General features: G+C 63.3%; 13 protein-coding genes. 7 read left to right on the top strand and 6 right to left on the bottom strand.

Annotation, left to right across the window (positions count from 1 at the left end; all coding sequences use genetic code 11):
- Nucleotides 1-6 precede the first annotated feature (6 nt).
- Both BZG29_RS15595 and BZG29_RS15590 read right to left on the bottom strand, forming a co-directional pair.
- Complete coding sequence (locus BZG29_RS15595; RefSeq protein WP_010398340.1) at nucleotides 7-255, bottom strand: DUF3297 family protein; 249 nt, start codon at nucleotides 253-255, stop codon at nucleotides 7-9.
- A 110-nt stretch (nucleotides 256-365) separates the two neighbouring features.
- Nucleotides 366-728, bottom strand: a complete 363-nt coding sequence (locus tag BZG29_RS15590; RefSeq protein WP_077404585.1) for a GFA family protein — start codon at nucleotides 726-728, stop codon at nucleotides 366-368.
- A 156-nt stretch (nucleotides 729-884) separates the two neighbouring features.
- Between BZG29_RS15590 and BZG29_RS15585 the strand changes: the two genes are divergently transcribed.
- The 4 genes from BZG29_RS15585 to BZG29_RS15570 all read left to right on the top strand — a co-directional run bounded on the left by BZG29_RS15585 (nucleotide 885) and on the right by BZG29_RS15570 (nucleotide 10,962).
- Nucleotides 885-1,265 carry a hypothetical protein gene (locus tag BZG29_RS15585; protein WP_077404582.1) on the top strand — a complete coding sequence of 127 codons (381 nt, stop codon included), beginning with the start codon at nucleotides 885-887 and terminating at the stop codon, nucleotides 1,263-1,265.
- Between the two features lie 7 nt (nucleotides 1,266-1,272).
- A complete protein-coding gene (locus BZG29_RS15580; protein ID WP_077404579.1) occupies nucleotides 1,273-1,608 on the top strand; it encodes a hypothetical protein in 336 nt (111 codons plus the stop codon).
- Nucleotides 1,609-1,694: 86 nt separating this feature from the next.
- Entirely contained in the window at nucleotides 1,695-9,299 is a 7,605-nt protein-coding gene (locus BZG29_RS15575; protein WP_077404576.1) for a glycoside hydrolase family 18 protein, read from the top strand.
- Between the two features lie 187 nt (nucleotides 9,300-9,486).
- A complete protein-coding gene (locus BZG29_RS15570; protein WP_077404573.1) occupies nucleotides 9,487-10,962 on the top strand; it encodes a serine hydrolase in 1,476 nt (491 codons plus the stop codon).
- On the opposite strand, the gene BZG29_RS15565 is transcribed toward BZG29_RS15570, so the two are convergent.
- Nucleotides 10,959-11,534: a type 1 glutamine amidotransferase family protein gene (locus BZG29_RS15565; protein WP_077404570.1), complete on the bottom strand. Its 576-nt coding sequence runs from the start codon at nucleotides 11,532-11,534 to the stop codon at nucleotides 10,959-10,961. The two genes, BZG29_RS15570 and BZG29_RS15565, sit on opposite strands and share 4 nt — an antisense overlap.
- Nucleotides 11,535-11,751: 217 nt before the next feature.
- Between BZG29_RS15565 and BZG29_RS15560 the strand changes: the two genes are divergently transcribed.
- Nucleotides 11,752-13,398: a phosphoethanolamine transferase gene (locus BZG29_RS15560; protein WP_077404567.1), complete on the top strand. Its 1,647-nt coding sequence runs from the start codon at nucleotides 11,752-11,754 to the stop codon at nucleotides 13,396-13,398.
- Between the two features lie 78 nt (nucleotides 13,399-13,476).
- On the opposite strand, the gene BZG29_RS15555 is transcribed toward BZG29_RS15560, so the two are convergent.
- The gene (locus BZG29_RS15555) at nucleotides 13,477-14,250 is read right to left on the bottom strand and encodes a ferredoxin--NADP reductase (protein WP_035818959.1); all 774 of its coding nucleotides are present in this window, start codon (nucleotides 14,248-14,250) and stop codon (nucleotides 13,477-13,479) included.
- 273 nt (nucleotides 14,251-14,523) lie between these two features.
- On the opposite strand from BZG29_RS15555, the gene BZG29_RS15550 reads away from it, so the two are divergent.
- Both BZG29_RS15550 and BZG29_RS15545 read left to right on the top strand, forming a co-directional pair.
- Complete coding sequence (locus tag BZG29_RS15550; RefSeq protein ID WP_150130935.1) at nucleotides 14,524-16,185, top strand: OmpA family protein; 1,662 nt, start codon at nucleotides 14,524-14,526, stop codon at nucleotides 16,183-16,185.
- A gap of 245 nt (nucleotides 16,186-16,430) precedes the next feature.
- On the top strand, nucleotides 16,431-17,936 hold the full coding sequence (locus BZG29_RS15545; protein ID WP_077404561.1) for an anion permease: 1,506 nt from the start codon (nucleotides 16,431-16,433) through the stop codon (nucleotides 17,934-17,936).
- Between the two features lie 18 nt (nucleotides 17,937-17,954).
- Here BZG29_RS15545 and BZG29_RS15540 read toward each other — a convergent pair whose 3' ends face one another.
- Together BZG29_RS15540 and BZG29_RS15535 are read right to left on the bottom strand one after the other, a co-directional pair.
- Nucleotides 17,955-18,602, bottom strand: coding sequence for a hypothetical protein (locus BZG29_RS15540; RefSeq protein WP_150130934.1), 648 nt, complete (start codon nucleotides 18,600-18,602; stop codon nucleotides 17,955-17,957).
- Between the two features lie 63 nt (nucleotides 18,603-18,665).
- Nucleotides 18,666-19,040 (bottom strand): hypothetical protein, encoded by a 375-nt coding sequence (locus BZG29_RS15535; protein ID WP_077404556.1) that lies wholly within the window; start codon nucleotides 19,038-19,040, stop codon nucleotides 18,666-18,668.
- Between the last annotated feature and the right edge of the window lie 7 nt (nucleotides 19,041-19,047).

The following is a 19,047-nucleotide window of genomic DNA, read 5'->3' as shown; positions in this document are numbered from 1 at the left end:
CGTTGCTTAGCGGTAAAACGCTTCGACTTTGCCCTTCAGCTTGATCTGCAGCGGACGGCCGCGGCGGTCCAGCGACTTGGTGGAAGCGACCTTGATCCAGCGTTCGCTAATGCAATATTCTTCCACGTCAAGACGTTCCTTGTCGTTGAAGCGGATGCCGACGTCGTTCTCGAACACGGCGGCAACGTGGTAAGGGCTGCTGGGGTCGATCGACAGGCGATCGGGCAATGGGGGTAAGGTGGTGGTATCGTTCATGGGCGTAATTATCGCCCAGAATGCCGATCCAGACAACGGGAAGTGCACGCTTATCTGGCCGCCCGCGACATGGCGCAGCCGCATTTCCTTTCCCGGCCATCCTTCTTGCCTCACAGATGCCGCGTTTCCTGCGGCGGCGTGTCCCACACATCGTGCCAGCCATCGACAAAGGTGACGGGTACCCGCGCCAGTTCGGCGGCAGACGCATCGTCGAGGCAGTTGACGCTGATGCCGACAAACGGACCGCTGCGGGGCGAATCGCCGCGGCCGAACGGGCGCACGCCGCAGTGGCGGCAAAAGTAGTGGCGTTCGCGGCCGGCGCCGAAGCGGTATTCGCTGAGGTCCGCCTCACCGGACAGCAGGCGGAAGGCCGAGGGCGGCACGTGGCTGGCCCAGCAGCGCACTTTCAGGCAGAACGAGCAGTTGCAGCGCAGGCTGGGGGCCGCGAGGTCGATCTCGGCCGCGAAGCGCACGGCACCGCAGTGGCAACTGCCATGACAGGTTTTTTTTCATCGTGGCCTACTTTACAGCGTTGCCGTACCGTCATGCAACTGTTGGCACGGCGACAGTGCGGCATCCGCCAGGCCGCGCACTATAATGGCGCCTGTTCAACAGAGAGGAGTTGCAGCATGGAAATGGCCATCACAGACAGCCTGCGGCAGCTGGCATACGCGCAGGCCGCCGCCTTCGTGCAGACGCTCGACCGGCGCGATCCTGTTGCGCTGCAACGCGACTGGGGCCTGTCGCCCGGCGTGGCCGACGAGATCATGGAGATGCTCGACAGCTATTTTGCGGCAAACCAGGCGCTGTCCCTGGCGCCGCTGGCGCAAGCCTTCGTGCCGGGCAAGGGCGGCCGCGCGGCCGTCGATGTGTATGCCACCGACGCCGGGCCGCTGGGCCTGGAATGCATGCTGCTGGCCGATGGCCAGCCGGGCGAAGCAACCTTGCACCTGGAAATGTCCGGCCACGACGGCGCGCTGCGCCTCCACTATCAATACATCGGATCCTGAGAACAGCATGACCGCACCGATCAGCAAAACACAGCAGCGCATCTGCGACAAATTCGGCTTGCCCGCGCAAGCACCGGAACCCATGGTGGCCCTCGCCATCGGCAGCCTGGACCAGTCACCCATCTATGGCACGCGCATCGTGCTGCCGGAAAACGGCACCATCAGCTGGTTCATCCACTGCGGCGAACACGACGATGCCAGCGGCTTTTACCAGCCCCTGCATGCGGACCACCTGCACGACATGCTGCCGCAGGTGGTCGATTACCTGGCCTTGCCCAGCGGCGCCAAGTTCATCCTCGACCGGGAAGGGTATGAGGATGTGTGGCTGGACGGGGAAGAGTAGGCGGGCGATGTAAGTTTTGCTCAGTTTTAAATCTTGCCTGTGGAATAGACTTTCATCTCCTTAATCTCCCTGGGAACGGAGCCGAGATGACAAAGTCTAGCGCAGAATACGGATTGAAATGGCAGTTCCACAAGCGCAACGGGGTCGACACGATCGTGTTGCTGAACACCAGCCAGCAGGAAATTGCTATTTCCAAACTGGAAATCACCCTGAATATCGCCATTGGCACCGTCACGGGGAGAAACAGCCTCGATGCCATCATGGTGGCGAAAAAGATCGATGAGAAGGACTGGCCGAAGAAGAAGGAAGAGTTTTTCCTTGAGGAAATGAACAAGCACGAAGGTCCGCTGGACGTACGGGCGCTCGCCGGCACGGACGCGTTCTTTGCGCCATGGGGCGCGCTGGCCTCGTCGGACGAGCATCCGGCGGAATATTCGCGCGCAGTGAGCTACAAGGGAGGCGACTATGTAGCCGTGGTCAGTGTCGGCACGGAAGCAGCGGGCCGCATGGATCCGGGCGGCATGCCGGAATATGTCTACCAGGTCCGCTATCTGCGCAAGCCGGCCGTGATTCCGGCCAACCTGGGCCGCGACTTGTCGTATGTCAGCAGTTTCAAATACCTGGTCTGCCGCTCCTCGATCGACGGCCTGACCCGCCTGCCAGCTATCCGCGTCCAGCTCGACGGCGGCACAGACTGGCTGGACGTGCCGCTCGACCTGCTGCAAGCGAGCATGGGCGACAAGCGCAGCCGCGTGACCGACCAGTCCTGCCGCGGCCTCGTTTCGGCCGCCGCCTTTTCGCGCCGCTCGCTCGGCTATTACGCGAACTATTTCGGCTACCAGCGCGACGTCTTCATCCGCGACGTGCCGTTCCAGAACATCAATGAGTTGTCGTACGGCATGTTCACGATCAATCCGGACGGCACGCCCGCCAGTTCCGACCACTGGGGCGACGACTGGCAGCTGTCCTCGCTGCAATTCATGAAGCAGCTCAATCCCGACCTGAAAGTGCACCTGATCGTCGGCGGCTGGCCCAAGGTGGTGGAATTCGACGTGGGCGACTGCGTCACCCTGCGCGAGATGCAGGAGTCTGCGGCGCGCGATGTGCCGCTCAACGACGGTGTCACGATCAGCCTGTACCGCGTCAAGGAGGGCGAGGACGGGAGCGAAATGTACTACCGCCTGTGGCAGCCGCTGACGGTGAACGGCAGCGTGCTGCAACCCAGCGCGACAGCCACGCGCTTTGCCTGGGGCAAGGGCTTTTTGACGCAGTATCTGAGTGGGTACTGGGGGAATGTCGCCCTGGTGCTTGGCAGCGCGATTGTCGGCAACGGCGGGCGCCAGGACTATCCGGCGGAATACAGCGTGCGTATCCAGCTTGCGCTTGCGGCCGCCTTGCAGCAGAAGATCCAGCCGGCGGCAGAGCTGTTCAGCATGGTCGGCACCGATCCGGCCAAGGCCCGGCGCTTTGCCGAGGCGATGGTGCAGAGCGTGGTGCTGATGGGCTTTGACGGCATCGAGATCGACTGGGAGTATCCGGGCAAGGAAGACGGCGCCGCGTACGTGCGCATCCTTGAGGCGCTGCGCGCCGCCGAAGCCAACGTCAGTTTCAATCCCGAGAAGCGCAAGATTTACCTGGGCATCGCCTCGCCGGCCGCAGCGGCCAAGATCCGCCTGATCGACAGCGGAGATGTGCCGTCCGGCACAGACACCTACTGGCGCCCCATCGGCCGGTTGGTCGACACCATCCACATGATGACGTATGACTACGGCGGCCCCTGGCTCGCCTATTCGGATTTCAACGCGCCCATGCTGCCCGCGTCCGACGCGGGTCCGGGCGAACAGCCGAGCGGCGTGCGCGAGACGCTCGCCACCATGCTCGGCTATGCCGACCGCCTGTGCTTCACGCGCCAGCAACTGTCGCTGGGCTTGCCCATCTACGGGCGCGGCGTCAAAGTGGTGCCGGAAGCGGGCGGCCAGCGCGATCCCGACGCGCGCCTGGGCATCAATTGCCGCACGGATGGCCCCGCCGAAGGGCAGTTCGCCGACCAGCCCGGCACCTATCTGTACAGCCATATCGCCAGCCAGATGAAGCTGGGCAGCCGCTCCGACAAGTTTCCCAATTTCGTGGCGCCCGGCCTGCATCCGAAGGCGAGGGCGCCGTATCTGTACGTGCCGGCGCGCGATGGCCAGCCGGCCATTTCCGTGACGTATGACGATCCCGCATCGATACGCGAGAAGATACGCCATGCCAAGACGGAATCGCTGGGCGGCATCATGGCCTGGGACTTGTCCGGCGACTTGCCGGCCAGCGACCCGCGCTCGCTGCTGCGCGCCATTGGCGACGAACTGCGCCAGGAACGCCCGGCCGCGCAGCCTGAGCTGCTGGCCTTGCCCGATTCCAGCCTGTACCGACGCGCGGCCAAGGAGGGCACGGCGTTGCCGGCCCGGCCCCTGTGGAGCGTGGGCCGCGACTATGGCGCGCCGCTGGAAAGCCGCGACATGGCGGTGAGCGCCCCGGTGCTGGCGATGGCGGCCCTGCCGGGCGGACGCCTGGTGCTGGCCCTGGCCGATGGCGCCGTGCAGATCATGGCGCCCAACCGCGCCGTCGCGCCGTGGGAGTGGGAAGCGCGCGCCGTCTGGCACCTGGCCGCTCCGGCGGTCGCGCTGCTGGCCTTGCCTTCCGGCCGGCTGCTTGTATTGCAGCAAAATGGCGAACTGGCGCGCATCGATGCGCAGGACGGCACGACGCCCGTGCAGCGCATCGCCACGGGGCTGGCGCCGCAGGCGGGCAGCTTGCTGGCCGGCTGGGGCGAACAGGCACTGTGCTTCGACGGCACGGCGCTGCGCACCGTCACGGCGCCGGTCCGGCGCGAACAGGCATGGCAAGTGTCGCCGCCCATGCCGCTGGCGGCAACGGCGCTCGTCGCGCTGCCGGGCGGCTTGCTGCTGAGCGGCGCGGCGCGCAGCGCGGAACTGCCGTCGGTGGCCGTGTGGAAGATCGATGGCGGCAAGCTGGTCTTGCAGGCGGCCGTGCCCCGTTCCGGCAGGGAAGACTGGGGCGCCATCGCCTTCCTGAGCGCCTTGTCCGACGGCGCCGTGGCGGCCCTGACGGCAAATGGCAACTACCAGGCCTATGGCCCGGCGGCGCTGCAGCCGGAACGGCCGCAGGCGGCCACCTGGGCCGCGCTCAGCGACGGAGAGCAAGTCGGACGCGCGCTGCTGCCGCTGCCGCAGGGCGGCTTTCTCAGCATCAGCGACGGCGCCTACATGTTCTGGGGCCGGCGCGGCACCGGCTATGTGATGCTGCAAAGGCTGAGCAGCAGCCGGTCGGCCGACGCGGCCGCCGTGCTGGACAACGGCGACGTGGTGATCGCCAAGGGGCGCGAACTGCGCTACCTGGCGGCGCGTGGCTGGCCCCGCGCGCAGGCTGGCCTTCAGTCCAGCTGGAATTGGCGCGATGCCGACGATGGCCGTTCCTGGCTGCATCACCTGGCCGCCGCCGGCAACCAGACCGGCATGGCGCAAGCGCTGGCCGAAGGCGCGCCGCCCGAGCTGCAAGCCACCGATGCGGCCAGCGGCGCCCAGGAAAGCCTGGCCGAAACGGCCTTGCGCGCGCAGCACTGCGCCATCGTGCCCCAGCTGACGGCGGCTGGCGCGCCCTTGTGGAGCGGCGGCAACGCCGAACGCACGAGCGCCTTGCTGAACGAAGCCGTGCTGGCCGCCTTGCTGCCGCCGGAACTGCTGGCCAGCACGCCGTATCTGTTGCCCGACCTGCCGCCGGCCGGCGCGCCGATCGCGCCGGCCACGGCGGCCTTCCTCAGCGACAATCCGCGCCTCGCCACCCTGATCGCCACGGCGCTGGCGCCCGTGCTGCCGGAAACGGCGCGCCAGGTGCAGCATCTGGTGCAGGACTACGCCATCGACGACGCCTTGCTGGCGGCCGCGCGCGGCGAGGGCGATACTTGCCTGATGCATGTGCTGGTGCCGGACGGCGCCCGGGCCGACGATTGCAAGCAGGCCGAGGGCGTGGGCGAGGATTTGCGTCAGGTGCTGGCGCAGCTGCTGGGCCAGCGCCATGCCGACCCGGACGCCTTCATCGCCGCCATCGATGCCGTCTGGACGGCGGCGGACAAGGCGCGGCCTTGGCGCCGCCAGGAGTGCCGCCAGTTGGTGGCCGCCGCCGCGCGTCCCAAGCGTCCGGACGCCTACCGCCTCGTCAGCGAACCGGCCGTCTACGAGCAGGCGCTGCTGCATTACGCCGCGCTGGTGGAGCTGGGCTGGCCGGCGCCCGCCGTTGAACCGCAGGCAAGCCTGGCCCAGCGCGCGCCGGCCCACTATCGCATGCTGATGCAGGCGGGCCGCGACGCCCTGACGCCGAACGGCTGGGACGATCCCGTGCTGCGCACCGACCTTGCCAAGCGGGCCTTGCCGAACGAAGTGACGGCGTTGCTGGAAATGGCTCCGTGGATGGCCGCGCCCATGGGGGCGGCGGCCGATGCCCTGATCGGCGGCATGGGGGCAGCCGTGCGCGCCTATCACCAGCAGGAACTGGACGCCGGCCGGCTCGTTGTATCCGATCTGGCGGCGGTGCAGGACCCGTACACGGCACTGGGCGAATTTTCCGGTGGCGCGGCCATGGCCGGCCTGGCCATGCAGCAATTGCTGCTGTGGTCGTGCACGACGCCGCAGGGCGCCGCCCTGGCCTTGCCCGCCGCGGCCGCCTTGCTGGCCCTGCGCGCGCCTGCACCCTGGATACCGCAAGGCGATGTGAATGCCTATGCGCAACAGTGGTTCAGCTGGGCGGAGGATCCGCCTTACCTGGCGCAGGACCCGACGGCGCTGCCGGAACAGACGGACGCCGTCTCGCCGTTGCCCGCGCGCAGCAGCAATGCCCCCGTGCGCCGCGTGCTCGATGCGGCCGATGCGTCGGCCGTGCCGCCCGCGCCCGACATCGACGAAGAAGCCAGCCGCCGGCGGCGCCTGGAACAGAGCGTGCGCGCCACGCAGATGAAATTCATGGTGCAGACGTGGCAAAACAATATGCTGGTCGACAGCAAGCTGCAGGCGCAGGAAGACGAGCGCCTGCTGAAAAGCCCGTACACGGCGCGCATCGACGCGCTGACCCGCAACGCGGCGCAGGCCGATGCGACCCTGAGCAATACCCGCGCGCGCCGCGAGCTGGTCAGGGACCTGGAAAACAAGCCGTTCGGCATGTCGGCGGCCGAGCTGCGCAAGGCGGGCATCGACGTCAAGTTGCCAGCGGGCATGCGCGACGATCAGCTGTTGCCCGACGACCTGTATGACGACGCTCTCGAGCACGAACATGCGCGGCTCGACGGCGTGGAAAAGGACGCGCTCGCGGCGCGCAGCAAGGCAATCGGCGAAGTCGACAGCCTGCGCCGCAAGCGCGACATGGACCCCCAGCGCCTGCGCCAGCTCGAGCAGCAGGCCAAGCTCAAGGGGCAGCTGGAGGCGGCGCAGCGCAAGATCAGCAAGATGCAGGATTACGCGCTGCTGGCCGACAGCATCGCCCACTATGGCGCCTCGGCGCTCGACTGGCTGCACGACAAGGGCGTGATCTCGGGCAAGTTTGCGGAAGTGGCCAAGACCATATTGACGTGGGCCAACCGCATCGTTCAGGTCGGCATCGCCGTGGCCACCATCGCCTACGGCTGGAAACAGATGCGCGCCATGCAGGGGCTCGGGTCGATCGGCAAGGGCGGCGGCATCTCGATGATGTTTTCCATCGGCATGGCCGCGTTCAATATCGTGCAGTGCGCCATCTTCGGCCCGCCGCCCGACCCGATGGAGGAAATGTACAAGGCCTTGAGCAAGCAGATCGAAGAGGTGGGCAAGGCCTTGCAGGAAAGCCTGGCCGCCATGTCGCAGCAGCTGGCGTCGATGCAGGCCGGCATCTACAGCCGCCTGGACGGCATCGAGGACAAGATCGACGGCCTGGGCCGGGAACTGGGGCGCCAGATGGCGGAACTGTCGGCGCAGATGGACGAAGGCTTCGCCGCCGGCCGCGCCGAGACGCGGCAAGCCACGGGCCAGTTGCTGTTGGCCATGCAGCGGGGCTTCGACAGCGTCGAGCGCCGTTTCGACCTGATCGAGGACAGGCTGGGCAGCGACTTGCATTACCTGCAAGAAATGATGACCGTCAGCCTGATGGACGACTATGCGACGATGGATATCGCCATCGCCAACGCCGAGACGGAAAACCTGCACGCGGCGACGGCAGCGGCGGACGATGGCCCTCGCCTGGCCGACGATCCCGTGCGCTTGGCCGACTACCGCAACCGGCTGGTGAACGGCGTGCGCAACAAGCTGCTGGGCCTGCCGCGCCGGAAGCTGGAAGACACGCTCGACAGCAGCTGGCTGCAAACCTGGCCGCTGCCGGCCGGCGTGGCGACGCGCCAGGCGGGGCAGGTGAGCATCAACCGCATCGGCGACTGCCATGACTTTTATGTGCGCCGCAGTACGGGGGCCGAGGAAGCGAGCCAGCGCGTGTATTTTTCTGCCGCCTATGGCAAGACGCTGGCCAGCCGGCTGTTATGGGTGTCCGAACACCTGGTGCAGTTTTCCGACCATCCGCAGGGCATGCTTGCCGACCTGGACGAACTGATCGTGGCGCCGTCGGAAACGCTGCAGGGCTTTCTCAGCGATTTTGCCGACAATCAACCGTTCCTCGACGGCTTGATCGACGACTATGTGCAGGCGCTGGCCAGCCTGGCGGCGCGCTGCCGCGCCATCATTCCCGCCCAGAACAGCCAGGAATGGCGGCTGCCGCCGGGCAGGCTGGGCGACGCGGCCTTGCTGCATGGCTTGATGTTCGACGCCGTGCCCGTGCTCGACCTGGCCGAGCTGGAAGTGGAAAGCGTTGCCGCAACGCAATTGGCCGAGCGCGCCAGCCACCTGGGCAGCCTGTCGCGCTTCCTGACCAGTCCCAGCCTGGGCTGGCGCGCCGTCAAGCTGCAGCGCGTGCTGGCCGTGGCCCACGTCTTGCGCGTGGCCGACCTGTCGCTGGCCAGCGACGAGGGGCAAGTCACGCTGTGGGTAGCCTTCCGCGGCGCGCGCCAGCCGGTGGCGCAGCTGCGCCTGGTGGCAGGGCAGGTAGTCGACAGCCAGTTGTTGATCATCGGCAATAGCCTGCTGGTGCAGATCCAGCGCGCCCTGCAACCGGTGCAGCAGCGCTGGATCGCGCAGTACAACGGCCGCATCGGGGCCGATGCGAAGGCGGAACTGGCGGCGCTCGACGGCAGCGTGGCGCGCCTGATCCAGTTCATGGCGCTGGCGGGCCTGGCCGAGACGGCCATGTCGGAAACGCTGAGCCTGATCTGGACGTCTGGCCGCCTGGCTGCCTACCTGGCCAGCCAGGCCAGCCTGGCGAGCAGTGCGCAAGGCAACCAGTTCAGTCCGCCCGTAGCCGCCATGCTGCAGGCGGGTCAGGCCGGTGCCGATGCGGCGCGTGCGCGCTTGCGCGCCACCCTGGCGGCGCGCGCCGGGCGCGAGGCGGACGATGTGGGGCGCGATCCCCTGGTCGACCGGCTGCGCCAGGAAACGCATGCGCTGCTGGAACGCGCGCTGGCGCACCGCGCCATGCTGCAGCGCTGTGTCTTGCCGCCATTGCTGGGCGCGCTGGACCCGGAACCGGCGCCCAGGCTGCAGGGGGAGGGAGCCTTGACGTAGGCAAGCCGGTTCAAGCACTTCTATACATTTTTTTGTAATAGTGCTATTTTGCAATAGTGGCCCCGCCAGGGCCGCCATGCGCCGCATGCCCGGCTTGGCCGGATATGCGGCGCTTTGCCGTCCGGGCCGCGCCAGCGCGGCAGGCCCGCTTGCCCAGCATGATCCAGATACGAGAGAGAGCCGTACGATGCGTGTTCATTTTTCATCCGCCGCCCTGGCCCTGGCGCTCGCCGCAGCGTTTCCGGCCGCCGCCATCGGCGCCGGCGCCGTGCCGGCCACGCAGCAGCAAAGCCAGGCCCAGCGCGATATCGCCGCCTTTGTGCGCAGCGAAATGCAGGAGCGCCAGATTCCTGGCTTGCAACTGGCAGTGATTCAGCATGGCAAGGTCGTGCTGTCGCGCAATTTCGGCGTGGCCAGCCTGCAATACCAGGTGCCGGTGACGGATGCCAGCCTGTTTTCCATCAATTCGGCAACGAAAGCGTTTGCGGGCGTGGCCGTGATGCAACTGGTGCAAGAGGGCAAGATCGACCTGGCGGCCCCGATCGGCCAGTATCTGAAGGGCTTGCCGCCAGCCTGGCAAACGGTGACGGTGACCCAATTGCTCAACCATACCTCCGGCTTGCCAGACGTGCTGGACCAGCGCAGCGGCAAGCTGGTGGGGCCGCAGCCGGACGATGCCGCTGCGGCGTGGACTGCCGTGCAGGCGCTGCCCGTGGAAGCCCAGCCAGGCGAGCGTTACCGTTATAACCAGACCAATTACGTGCTGCTGGCGCAATTGATCGAGCTGCAAGGCGGCCAGCCCTTTACCGCTTTCATCCAGCGCCGGCAATTCGACGTGGCCGGCATGCCGCACAGCGGCTTTGGCGATGCAAAGGACGTGGTCGCCAACAAGGCCAGCTCCTACGTGCTGGACCGGGGCGGCAAGGGCTACCGCAACGTGATCGAGGATTTCCCCGTGTTCATGCGGGCCGGGGCCGGCATCAACAGCAATACGGGTGAACTGGCGAACTGGCTCGTCGCGCTGCAGTCGGGGCGCTTGCTGGCGCCCGCCAGCGTGAAACGGCTGTGGCAGCCGACCAGCCTGAACGACGGCAAGCCGGCGGCATGGGCGCTGGGCTGGCCCACCATCGGCCGCGATGCGCACCGCGCCGTGGCCGGCATCGGCGGCGGTCGCTCGGCCTTCTATGTGTATCCGGACGATGGCCTGGCCATCGTTATCCTCAGCAACCTGGCCGGCGGCCAGCCGGAACAGCTGATCGATACCGTCGCCGGCTTTTACCTTCCCGCCCTGCGCCAGCAGCGGGGCGGCGCATATGCGGCGCACTTGTTGCGCCAGCAGGCGGCCAGCGCCGGTTTCGACGGGCTGGACAAGAAACTGGCGGCCATCCGGCGCCAGCACGGCTTGTCCGCCCCCACCGAAGACGACTTGAATGCCTGGGGCTACCGCCTGCTGGGCCGGCAGCAGCCGAAACAGGCGGCGGCCGTCTTCCAGTTGGGCGTGCAACTGTACCCGCAAGGGGCGAATGGCCACGACAGCCTGGCCGAAGCGTACGAGGCGGACGGTGCGAAGGCGCAAGCCATCGCGCATTACCGCCGCTCGCTGGAACTGGACCCCGGCAATACCCACGCCACCGAGCGCCTGCGCGTGCTGGGCGCAAACTAGCTGGCCGTCTTGCCGTGCTCGGCGCCGTGCATGGCCAGGTAGGCGGCCAGGTTGTCATCGGCGATGCCCAGGGCGCGCAAGACTTCCCGCGTGAAGGTGACGGGCGCCGTGCCGGGCGCCGTGATGATGCGCTGGTCGGCCACGGCCCACGGCACGTCCTGGTACAGGGCGGCGCCCGCATAGCCGGTACCGGCCAGGTTGTCGGCGGAATTGGAGGTGTGGCGCACGGTGTCGAGCACGCCGGCTTGCGCCAGCACGCGCGTGCCGTCGCAAATGCCCGCCAGCACGACATTCTTGTCGCGGGCGGCGCGCAGCAACGGGCCGAGGTCGGGCGCCTTACCGCTTTGCCAGTGGCTGCCGCCACACACCATCAGCAAGTCGAGTTCCTCGAGATTGACCTCTTCCAGCGCCAGTTGCGGCGTGACGAGCATGCCGCCGGACGACGTGACGGGCAAGCCGCCCGGCGTGGCGAACTGCGTGTAAAAGCCGTAATACAGGCGCGCCGTGGAATTGATCAGGGCGGTTTCCCAATCGGCAAAGTTCTCGGTCAGAATGGTAATGGCACGTGTCATGAAAAGTCCTGTCGCAGGTGGTGATATCAATATGAATACAGGCTGGCTGGCCTGTCGGTGCCGAAAGCATAATAAAAAGCACTGACAATTTCTGTCAGGAGCCCACGCAAAATGATGGCACGAGTTGCAACAGCCTGCGCTACAATCGCAGGCCCGTTACCGCGGGCCTGACCCTGTTCCATGTACGCTTGTTGATTACCTCCTACTTGTCGCCTCCATGCTGATTCTGTTTTGCCGTGTCCTGTTCAGCATTGCTGGCCTGCTGCTGTTCTTCCTCTTCGATCAGTTAAGCGCGAACGAATGCCTGAAATTGAGCATCCTGCTGGCGGCCTGCCTGCTGGGCGTGGGCGGCGTGCTGCATGCGTGGCGCGGCAATGCCGGCGCCAGCGCGATTACCGTGCTGGTGCGCGTCGTCGTTCCCGTGTTTTACCTCGATGCCGCCATCAAGGGCTTCTTGCGTGGCTATTTTGGCATGCGGCCGAATCCCAATGCGGTTTTACAGGCGATGTTTGCGACAGATCAAGCCGAAACGGGAGAGTTTTTCCTGCACAACAGTGTCGCCCTGGCGCAAGCGGCCGGCTGGTTCGTGCTCGTGACGGCGGCGGTGCTGCTGGCCGACCGCCAGCTGCAGCGCTGGCAGGCCGGGCGCGACAGTACGCCGCCGGGCTTGCTGCAAAAGGGCTTTGCCGTCTTCATGGCCGCATTTCTCGTGTCCTTGCACGTCAATACCACCATGCGGCGCGAAAATCCGGCCCTGTTCTGGCCGCTGCGCTACCAGCAATACAGCGCGCAACTGGAGGCGATGAAGTCCATGCAGCACGCGCTGACGACGGCCATGGTCGCGCCGCGCGACTGGAACGTGCGCTATGCGGGCGAGGATGCCCGCACCGTCATCCTGGTGATCGGCGAGAGCACCAACCGCGCCTCGATGTCGCTGTATGGCTATCCGCGCGCCACCACGCCCCAGCTCGACGCCCTGCGGTCGAAGCTGCTGGTATTTAACGATGTGATCTCGCCGGCCGCCAGCACGGTGGAATCGATGATGACCATGCTCACGCCGGCCGATATCGGCAACCCCGATGCGTGGATGGGCAAGCCGAACTTGCTGATGCTGGCCGAAGCGGCCGGCTACAAGACGTTCTGGGTGTCGAACCAGACGCGCAACGATGGCTGGATCGGGCTGCTGGCGGGCGAGGCCGATGAAAGCGACTTCATCAATTACGGCACCGGCCGTGGCGAAAACAATTTTGATGGCAACCTGTTCCAGCCATTCGCCCATGCACTGCGCGACGCGGCGCCGAAAAAGCTCATCGTCGTGCATTTGCTGGGCGCGCATCCCAGCTATGACATGCGCTACCCCAGCCGTTTTGCGCATTTCGACCGGGCGCACGACGCCGTCAGCGCGCAGATGGAACACCAGGGCAGGTCAAGCTGGATACGCAGCCAGCGCGACGAGTACGACAACGCCATCCGCTATGGCGATTATGTGCTCGGTACGCTGATCGGCATGACGGAAAAGGCCAAGACCGACCGCGCCGCGTCGCTGCTGTTCGTTTCCGACCACGGGCAGGAAGTGGGCTACAGCCGCAACCACGCGGGCCATTCCGCCTCGGACAAGAGCGGCTATGAAATTCCCATGTTGATCTGGAACAACCAGCACACGCCGCAATCGGCGGCGGCGCGCGCCGCGCTGGAAAACCGGCCCTACCAGACGGACAAGCTCGATGCGACCGTGCTGGGCTTGCTGAAGATCGAGACGCGCTATTACGCGGCGCAGGACGATATCCTCAGCAGCGCCTTTTTGCCCGTACAGCGCTTCATGAATGGCTTGCGCTACCAGCGCGCCGCGCCGCTGGCCCGCTGACGCGGCAATGAAAAAGGCCCGGCGCCGCCGCAGTGTGCGGCGGGACCGGGCCCAAGAGTATTGCGGATGACTGGCGGATTACTTCTCGGCGAACGCGCGCTCGACAACGAAATCGCCAGGCGTCGAGGTATTGCCTTCCTTGAAGCCACGCGCTTCCAGCATTTCCTTCAGGTCGCGCAACATGTCCGAGCTGCCGCAGATCATGACGCGGTCTTCGGCAGGATTGAGTGCCGGCACGCCCAGATCTTCGGCCAGCTTGCCGTTTTCGATCAGTTCGGTGATGCGGCCCATGTTGCGGAAGTCTTCGCGCGTCACGGTCGGGTAGTAGCGCAGCTTGTCGCTGACCATTTCGCCCAGGAACTCATGCTTAGGCAGGTGCTCTTCCAGCAAGTCGTGGTAAGCCAGCTCATCGACCTGGCGCACGCCGTGCACGAGGATCAATTCGTCGAAGCGCTCGTAGATGTCCGGATCGCGCACGATGCTGAGGAAAGGCGCCAGGCCGGTGCCCGTCGACAGCATGTACAGGCGCTTGCCTGGCAGCAGGTAATCGGACACCAGGGTGCCCGTCGGCTTGCGGCCGACGATGACGGTGTCGCCCACTTGCAAGTGTTGCAGACGCGACGTCAACGGACCGCCCGGTACCTTGATGCTGAAAAATTCCAGGTGGTCTTCGTAATTGGCGCTGGCGATACTGTAGGCGCGCAGCAATGGCTTGCCGTCGACGCGCAGGCCGATCATGGTGAAGTGGCCATTCGAGAAACGCAGCGACGGGTCGCGCGTGGTGGTAAAGGAGAACAGGGTATCCGTCCAGTGGTGCACGCTTAAAACGCGCTCTTCATTCATCGAACTCATAGTATTTGTTGGCTGGTCAAAAAAATGGTTAGTTGCTGGCAACTGCTGGCAAAAGTGAAACCCTGTGTAGGCCCAGACGCTATTGTACCGGCCTCCACACGAAATTGTTACCGTCTATCGCCGCCAATGCTGCCGCACACGGTGCCAACATTATAGTGCGGCTGGCAAGATCGGGCTGGAATACGCCTTGAAACAGGCGGGCGGCAGCCAGAGTCTTGACCTGGCTCAGTTTTTGAGGCCCAAGTCACCGCGCCGGGTTCGGCAAATTCCTGCATGGTGACCAGTCTTATTGTCAACTTCAACTCACATGTATATTTGATAAATTTATTGATTGCAGGAAAGAAAACTGCATTACAATATCAAAACGTCAATCTACCATTTAATACCATGACACTGGATGAAAAAAGGCAAATAGCCGAGATAGAGAAGTTGAAGGTTGAACGCCTGAAGACCATGGGAGCACTGGGTGTTGGTGCTGGTTCGGCACTGGGCGTCGCAGCTATTTTCACATACTGTTTTTTTGTAATTGGCTTCTTTCCGACAGGCTTGAGTTTAGGCGATAGTTTATTTTTTATTTTTATTGCACTTGGCTTTTCTATTACGGGAGCCATGTTGGCGGGTTTTGGATTCATGGCCTATGTTCCATGGGTAATGCAAAAGCCCAAAGCGACTGGCGGGCTAAAAAGCAGCAATTACATAATTGCAATTTTTATATTTTCCTCAATAGGTTTCTACATTTCCTATTTGTTGTTTGAAGATATTTTTACGGATGCAGACAAAGACTATATTTGGTGTCTTTATATAATTTCGCCTTTGATAATTGTGGCATTTATCTGCATAGCCTATAGATTGGTGGAGGACTTTTCGGCAGCAATTTTCTATAGTATTCCATGGTTGATTTTCACGTTATCGACGGGCTTGATCGTGGTAGGCGTAATTATTGACAACAAGGAAAATTCAAATCAAATACTACTGGCATCCTTGATTATTTTGGTTTCAGGTTTCCTTCTGGCACTGGGTATTTCAGTGCTTTCTGACCCAACACCTGTAGTGGCCGGCGCTCCCCCGCCCAAGAACAGACTTAGCGTCAGTCTGATCTTGATTTTTATTGCTGTGCTGTTGCCGTATATCGCCGCTGCCACGGGTTCGCACCTCTTTAACTATGTATTGGGACGTTTAGGCCTGCAAGTTGATTCCATATTAATTGTAAATAAATCTAATTTATTGGTTTTACAGGCTTCTGCCGACACGGAAGGAATGCCACTTTATAGTTGCAAAATGGATTCTGATAGCTTTTCCGTGAGTAATGTACGGGTATTGTGGCATGGCATCGGAGTACGTAGCTATATTGAACTGAAAGATATGGATAATCTGCCTAAAGAGAGCGTTACACAGAAAAGGGAAGGTATACGCGTCGAACTTGATAGTGCAGGCGTAAAAATTTCTAGAGGGGGCAAGGCAGGTTCATGTGCAGAGTTTAAGAATGGCATTTATTTTGATTCTGGCAAAGATGTATTTGTCAATGATCAATCCAGCCTTTCCACCCTTTCCATTAAAAATTTTTTGCAATCGATGAAAGCCAAAGAAAGAAAGATTATTATTGTCGGTTATGCTGATCCCATGCCGCGTGGGAAGGAAGGCAATTTTTCATTGGCCCAAGCAAGGGCCTGCACCGTATTTAAACAGCTGGAAAAGGACGACTTGATCGATGCGCCTGGGGCGTTGATTGATGTGCGCTTGGATCGCGATGGCATAAGTACATGCAGCGACATGAAGGATGCCGGGAAGCAGCGGGCATGTTTTGAGCAAAGTCGGCGTGTAGAACTCCAAGTCGTCAATGACGGCAGTACATTTTTCCGTATGGGCACAGCAGTAGCGGCACAGGTTTGTGATGAGAGTAAAAAAATGGAGCAAGCGAAACGGCTCAAACCGTAGCATACGCTGACATACCGTACGCATGGGGGGAAATTCATCGTCCAGATCAACGATTTGAAAGTTAGTTGAGGCGGGCGGCGTTGCAGGGCGGGGGCGCACCAGCCTTGCGTGTATGATATTGCCGAACAGAATTGTTGGGCATCTGTCATCTTGCGGGCGCGTGGTTTGTGCGCCTTCCAGCCCATGAATCTGCGTGCACGATTCCGACCGCGAGGATGCCTGACCCACAGCGAAAGGTAATAAAGATGTATAAAACAGTGCGCGACATGTTCCTGCATTTCAAGGAAGCCGTCCCATTCCGCCTCGTTCCCGCCCTGATTTGCACGGCCTTGCTGGTGAGCATGCTATTGCTGCCGGCGCCGGACGGCTTGACGCCCAAGGCCTGGGGCCTGGTCGCGATCTTCCTCACCACGATTCTGGCGATCATCCTGAAAGTCATGCCGATCGGCGTGATGGCGATGATGGCCATCGTCATCGTGTCCTTGTCGCAAGTGACGTCGACCTCGTCCAAGGGCGCCATCACGGATGCGCTCAGCAGTTTTTCGAATCCCCTGATCTGGCTCATCGTCGTGGCGATCCTGATTTCGCGCGGCTTGAAGAAGACGGGGCTGGGCAGCCGCATCGGCCTGCTGTTCATCTCGCTGCTGGGCAAGCGCACCATGGGCATCGGCTATGGCCTGGCGATTTGCGAACTGGTGCTGGCGCCATTTACGCCAAGTAATACGGCGCGCGGCGGCGGCATCGTCCACCCCGTCATGAAATCGATCGCCAACGCCTTCGACTCGGACCCGGCCAAGGGCACGGAAAAGAAAGTCGGCACCTATCTGGCCCTCGTCAACTACCATGCCAACCCGATCACGTCGGCCATGTTCCTGACGGCCACGGCGCCGAACCCGCTGGTGGTCGACTTCGTGGCCAAGGCCAGCGGCCAGAGTTTCCACCTGACGTGGACGACCTGGGCCCTGTGCATGCTGCTGCCGGGCCTGGTCTGCCTGCTGGCGATGCCGTTGATCATCTACTGGCTGTCGCCGCCGGAACTGAAAGCCACGCCCGACGCCGTCACCTATGCCAAGGCGGAACTGAAAAGCATGGGCCCGCTGTCGCCGTCGGAAAAAGTCATGCTGGGCACCTTCGCCTTGCTGCTCTTGCTGTGGGCTAACGTGCCTGCCATGCTGTTCGGCCCCGCGTTTTCGCTCGATGCGACGGTGGTCGCCTTTGTCGGCTTGTTCGTGCTGATTATTACCGGCACCATCGACTGGGATGACGTGCTGTCGGAAAAGAGCGCCTGGGATACCCTCGTGTGGTTCGGCGCGCTGGTCATGATGGCCGAGCAACTGAACAAGACGGGCGTGATCGCCTGGTTCTCGGCCGGCATGAAGGCGGCGATTGTCGCCAGCGGCATGGACTGGCTGCCGATCGCCGGCGTTCTCGTGCTGGTGTTTGTCTTCTCGCATTACTTCTTTGCCAGCACGACGGCCCACATCAGCGCCATGCTGCTGGCCTTCCTGACGGTGGGCCTGCACCTGATCCCGGCCGAATACCACGTGCCGTTCATGCTGATGATGACGGCCGGCTCGGCCATCATGATGACTCTGACCCACTATGCCACGGGCACGTCGCCCATCATCTTCGGCAGCGGCTTCGTGACGATGGGCAACTGGTGGCGGGTCGGCTTCATCATGTGCGTGGTGGAACTGCTGATCTTTGCCGTCGTGGGCACGACCTGGTGGAAAGTGCTCGGCTACTGGTAACGCAGGCGATAACCGCCGCTACAGCTGGCGCGCCAGGCTCTGCACCGTCGCCAGGCACTGCTTGAGCTCGCCGCCGACGCTGCGCTTCCACAGGACGGCCGCCTGCGACCACGCTTTTTGCGCCAGCAAGTCCTTGATTTCGCTCTGCAATTCGCCCGGCAAGCCGCCGAACTGGCGCAGTTCCAGTGTACGGGGCTGGCCGTGGCGGCCTGCCGGATCGCTTTCTTCCAGCGCATCATGCAGGCTGCCGGGCCGGTGCGGCGCGCCGGCCTCATCCACATACGCCAGATGCACGTCGGGGGCATCGGCGACGTCGTAACCGAGGTCGCGGCAAGGCTCGTCGACCAGCTGGGCGATGTTATAGATAGTCAATACCTGCGCGGAACGCACGACGTCCGTCAGGTCATGCACGTCGACGCCGGCGTCCAGCAGGCGCTGCAGGGCAGGGGAGTTGATGAAGGGAAAGCCTGATTCTCCCAGTTCGCGCCAGCGTTCCAGCCATTGCGGCCGTGGCATGGACTCGTCGACGACGTCGGACCACAGGCCGCGCAGCAGCAACTGCTGCAGCAAGGGGCCATATTTCTTCTGTTGAATATCTTGCGCCAAGGCATCTACTTGCCCGGCATCGACGCCGGATTCCTGCAATCGTTGTGTTATGGTTGTCATGGTCCGCCGCCGGCCTTTTCCTGTCAGTGTGTACAGGCGGCATCATATACGCCAGTTGCCCCGTCACGGCAGCTGGCCGCGCACGACGTGCAGCAGATATTCGCGCGCCGCGTGCCGTTCCATGCCTTTTTCTTGTAGAAGCGGCAACAGGCGCTCAAACAGCTGGCGCCGTTGCTGGCTGGCTTCCGACGTGCCGCGCCGGTCCGAAAAGAAGTCCATCAGGGTCGAGCCGCACAGGCAGTTGCGGTAGACCTCGACGATGGCCACGTTGTTGTCATCGAAGCTTTGTTTCAGCCCTGAAACATTCTGGCGCATCGCCTGCGTCTGCAAAATGAACTCGTCCGCCGTGGCGAAGACGCGCCCGCAGCAGGCGCAATGCTTGGGAAAGGCGGCTTCGGCCAGGGCGCGCAAGCCTTCGAAGAACAGCAGCTCCTGCATGATGGCT

This window comes from Janthinobacterium sp. LM6, from assembly GCF_002002885.1.
Classification (GTDB): domain Bacteria; phylum Pseudomonadota; class Gammaproteobacteria; order Burkholderiales; family Burkholderiaceae_D; genus Janthinobacterium; species Janthinobacterium kumbetense.
The sequence above is the reverse complement of the archived record's forward strand: the minus strand, read 5'-3'. Positions and strand labels throughout refer to the sequence as shown.